General features: G+C 71.5%; 3 protein-coding genes, 1 tRNA gene and 1 pseudogene. 3 read left to right on the forward strand and 2 right to left on the reverse strand.

The features are described 5' to 3' along the window. The 3 genes and pseudogenes from MVA01S_RS28860 to MVA01S_RS28870 all read left to right on the forward strand — a co-directional run. Window positions 1–649 (forward strand): annotated as a pseudogene (locus MVA01S_RS28860) (hypothetical protein); the annotation flags it as partial. Continuing rightward, window positions 646–1,638 (forward strand): UDP-glucose 4-epimerase GalE, encoded by a 993-nt coding sequence (gene galE / locus MVA01S_RS28865; protein WP_003931745.1) that lies wholly within the window; start codon window positions 646–648, stop codon window positions 1,636–1,638. The pseudogene MVA01S_RS28860 and the gene galE, both read left to right, overlap by 4 nt. Continuing rightward, the gene (locus MVA01S_RS28870) at window positions 1,635–3,410 is read left to right on the forward strand and encodes a hypothetical protein (protein ID WP_390176152.1); all 1,776 of its coding nucleotides are present in this window, start codon (window positions 1,635–1,637) and stop codon (window positions 3,408–3,410) included. The genes galE and MVA01S_RS28870 overlap by 4 nt, the downstream gene beginning before the upstream one ends. A gap of 78 nt (window positions 3,411–3,488) precedes the next feature. Here the strand turns inward: MVA01S_RS28870 and MVA01S_RS28875 are convergent. Together MVA01S_RS28875 and MVA01S_RS28880 are read right to left on the reverse strand one after the other, a co-directional pair. Next, window positions 3,489–3,564 (reverse strand) — tRNA-Thr (locus MVA01S_RS28875). Window positions 3,565–3,611: 47 nt separating this feature from the next. Beyond that, window positions 3,612–4,124: DNA polymerase III subunit delta' C-terminal domain-containing protein (locus MVA01S_RS28880; protein WP_303621351.1), on the reverse strand; the 513-nt coding region annotated here is incomplete at its 5' end.

Below are 4,124 nucleotides of genomic sequence, written 5' to 3' on the forward strand. Positions count from 1 at the left end.
GGTGACGTTCCTGCGCGGCGCGGGCCACTCGATCGCGGCCGCCGGCGCCAGCGCGGTGCTGGTGATGGGTTTCCCGGTGCTGCTCAAGGCCACCGCCGGGGAGCTCGGCGCCACCGGCGGGGTGGTGATCCTGGCGGTCACGCTGACCCGGGCGCCGCTGCTGGTGCCGCTGACCGCGATGCAGGGGAACCTGATCGCCCACTTCGTCGACCAGCGTGAACACCGGCTCCGGGCGCTGGTCGTGCCGTCGGCGGTGGTCGTCGGGCTCGGCGCCGCCGGGGTCGGGCTGGCGGGCGCGTTCGGGCCGTGGCTGCTGCGGGAGGCGTTCGGTGCGCAGTACCAGGCGGACGGCACCCTGCTGGCCTGGTTGACCGCGGCAGCCGTCGCGGTCGCGCTGCTGACGCTGACCGGCGCCGCGACGGTGGCCGCGGCACTGCACCGCGCCTACGCGGCGGGCTGGGTGATCGCGACGCTGGCGGCGACGCTGCTGCTGCTGTTGCCGCTGGAGCTGGAGATGCGCACCGTCGTCGCGCTGCTGTGCGGACCGCTACTCGGGATCGCTGTGCATCTGAGCGCACTCGTTACGGTGGCATACCGACGCCCCGGTTCCACCGGTCCGCGTCCGACGACGACGAAGGAGACACCGTGACCTGGTTGGTGACCGGCGGCGCCGGCTACATCGGCGCGCACGTGGTGCGGGCACTGCGCGACGCCGGCCTGGGCATCGTCGTGATCGACGACCTGTCGACCGGCCTGACGCAGTTCGTGCCCGACGGCGTGCCGCTGGTGACGGCGAACCTGCTCGACGCCGACACCGTGCGCGCGACGCTGGACACGTACGGCGTGACCGGAGTCATTCACATCGCCGGGTACAAGTACGCCGGCGAGTCGGTGCAGCGTCCGCTGCACACCTACCAGCAGAACGTGTCCGCGATGGTGACGCTGCTGGACGCGGCGACCGCCGCCGGCGTCGACAAGTTCGTGTTCTCCTCCAGCGCGGCGACGTACGGCACCCCGGCCACCGAGGTCGTCGACGAGGGCACATCCACCCGGCCGGAGTCGCCGTACGGCGAGAGCAAGCTGATCGGCGAATGGCTGTTGCGCGATGTCAGCGCCGCCACCGGGCTGCGCCACACCAGCCTGCGCTACTTCAACGTCGTCGGCTCGGGATCGGACGACGTGTTCGACGTCAGCCCGTTCAACCTGTTCCCGAGGGTCTTCGACATGCTGCTGCGCGGCGAGACCCCGCGGATCAACGGCGCCGACTACCCGACCCCGGACGGGACATGCGTGCGCGACTATGTGCACGTCGCCGACATCGCCGCCGCCCACGTCGCGGCCGCCCGCCGGCTCGCCGACGGCAGTCCGATCGAACCGGTCTACAACCTCGGCAGCGGATCGGGCACCTCGGTGCGCGAGATCATGACCACGATGCGCGCGGTGACCGGCGTCGACTTCGAACCGGAGGTGGCCCCGCGCCGGCCCGGTGACCCGGCCCGTATCGTCGCCGACGGCACGCTGGCCGCCCGCGACCTGGACTGGCGGATGCGGCATTCGCTGACCGACATGGTGGCCTCGGCGTGGTCGGCCCGGCAGGCCGCCGGGCACGCCTACCCATCCGCGGGGACGGTCCCCTGATCGCGACGACGAACTGGGTCGCCCGCACCGCGGTGGCGCTGATCGCGCTGCAGTTGGTGATCCGGGCGGTGCTGGCGTTCGGCGGCTACTTCTACTGGGACGACCTGATCCTGGTCGGCCGGGCCGGCACCCAACCCCTGCTGTCCCTGGGTTATCTGTTCGACGACCACGACGGTCACGTGATGCCCGGGGCGTTCCTGGTCGCCGGCGTGATCACGCTGCTGGCGCCGCTGAACTGGGTCGGGCCCGCGGTCAGCCTGGTGGTGCTCGCGCTGCTGGCGTCGCTGGCGTTGCTGCGCGCGCTGTATGTGATCCTGGGCTGGCGCCCGGTGTTGTTGGTGCCGTTGACGTTCGCGCTGTTCACGCCGCTGGCGGTACCCGGGTTCGCGTGGTGGGCGGCCGCGTTGAACTCGCTGCCGATGCTGGCGGCGCTGGCCTGGGTGTGCGCCGAGGCGATCCTGTTGGTGCGCACCGGGAACCGGCGGCACGCCTGGTCCGGGGCGCTGGTGTACCTGGGCGCTCTGCTGTTCTTCGAGAAGTCGGCGATCATCCCGTTCGTCGCGTTCACCGTCGTGGCGCTGTACGGGTACGTCACCGCGTCCGCCACCATCGGCCAGGTGTGGCGCCGCGGAGTGCGGTTGTGGACGGCCGCGGCGGCGCTGACCGTGGCGTGGGTCGGGGTCTACCTGCTGGTGGTGGATCAGCAACGGTGGAGTTTCGACCTCGCGATGACCTGGGATCTGTTGCGCCGCTCCTTCACCCACGGCATCGTTCCCGGTCTGGTCGGCGGGCCGTGGGAGTGGCAGCGGTGGGCGCCGGCGTCCCCGTGGGCGACTCCCCCGGCGACGGTGATGGCGCTCGGCTGGCTGACCCTGGGTGCCGTCGTCGCGGTGACACTGCTCCGCAAGCGGCGCCTCGGCCCGGTGTGGCTGGCCGCGCTGGGGTACGCGGTGGCCTGCCAGGTGCCGATCTATCTGATGCGCTCGTCGCGGTTCACCGCGCTGGAACTGGCGCAGACGTTGCGGTACCTGCCCGACCTGGTCGTCGTGCTGGCGCTGCTGGCCGCTGTCGGCCTGTGCGCGCCGAACCGCGAACGTTCCCGGTGGCTGGACGCCTCGCCCCGGCGCAGCGCCGTGACAGTCTGTGCCGCAGTGGCTTTCGTGGCCAGCAGCCTGTACTCGACATCGACGTTCCTGACCAGCTGGCGGGACAATCCGGCTCAGCCGTATCTGCAGAACGCTCGGGCCGCGCTGGCGCAGGCGCACGCGTCGTCGGACTCCCCGATGCTCGACCAGGAGGTGGACCCGCTGGTGCTGCAGCGGGTGGCGTGGCCGGAGAACCTGGTCTCGCACATGTTCGCGCTGCTGCCCGACCGCCCCGAGTTCGCTTCTGCCACAGATGATCTACGCATGCTGGACAGGCAGGGCAACCTCGTCGACGCCCAGGTGACCTGGGTGCGCAGCATCCGTCCCGGACCCGACCCGCAGTGCGGCTACCTCGTGCAGCCCGACTTCCCGGTCAGCATGCCGCTGGACGGCCCGCTGCTACCCGCGGACTGGACCGTGGAACTCAACTACCTGGGCAACAGCGACGGCTCCATCACCGTGGCGCTGTCCGAGGGCGAGGCGGTGAAGGTGCCGGTGCGGCCGGGACTCAACCGGGTGTTCGTCCGGCTGCCCGGCGCGGGCGACGCGATCAGCGTCAGCGCCGACACCGCCGCGCTGTCGGTGTGCGTCGCCTCCGGTCCCGTCGGGTTCGTCGCGCCGGTCTAGCAGAGTGTCGGTATGACCGCTGTGCACTCGCTCGCCTTCCGGGAACGCGAGCGGTTCGCCGAGCGGTGGTGAAGAAAGTGGAGCCGCCTGGGGGAATCGAACCCCCGACCTATTCATTACGAGTGAATCGCTCTACCGACTGAGCTAAGGCGGCGCTGTCGGGCGGGATGAGTCTACGGCAGGGCCTCCCGACGGCCCAACTCAGCTGCGCAGCGCCTGCCCGACCGTGGCGACCATCGCGTCGACCGCGAACTTCGGCTTGACGTTGACCGCGAGCGCCTCCCGGCATTCGAGCACGGCCTCGATGCAGCGCAGCAGCTTCTCCGGCGACGAGTGCGCCGCCATCGCCGCGACCTTGTCCGCCATGTCGGGGTGGTTGGCCACGACCCCGTCGGCCCCCGAGGCGACCAGCAGCGCGTCCCGGAAATACGTCGCGAGGTCGATCAGCGCGCGGTCCAGCGCATCCCGCGACGCCCGCGTCTGACGGGACTTCTGCCGTTTCTCCAGGTCTTTGAGCGCCCCGGCGGCCCCGCGCATCGTGCCTGCGGTGCCTTTTCCGGTGCCGCCCGCACCGAGCGCGGTGCGCAACTCCTCGGTCTCGGCCTCGTTGCGGTCGCCGGTCAGCGCCTTGGCCTCGGCTTCTGCGGTGGCCACCAGCTCCTCGGCGGCGGCGTACGCCCGCGACGGCGTGGCCGCGTCCCGCGCCAGCCCCAG

Source organism: Mycolicibacterium vaccae NBRC 14118 = CIP 105934 (assembly GCF_001552715.1).
Taxonomy (GTDB): Bacteria; Actinomycetota; Actinomycetes; order Mycobacteriales; family Mycobacteriaceae; genus Mycobacterium; species Mycobacterium vaccae.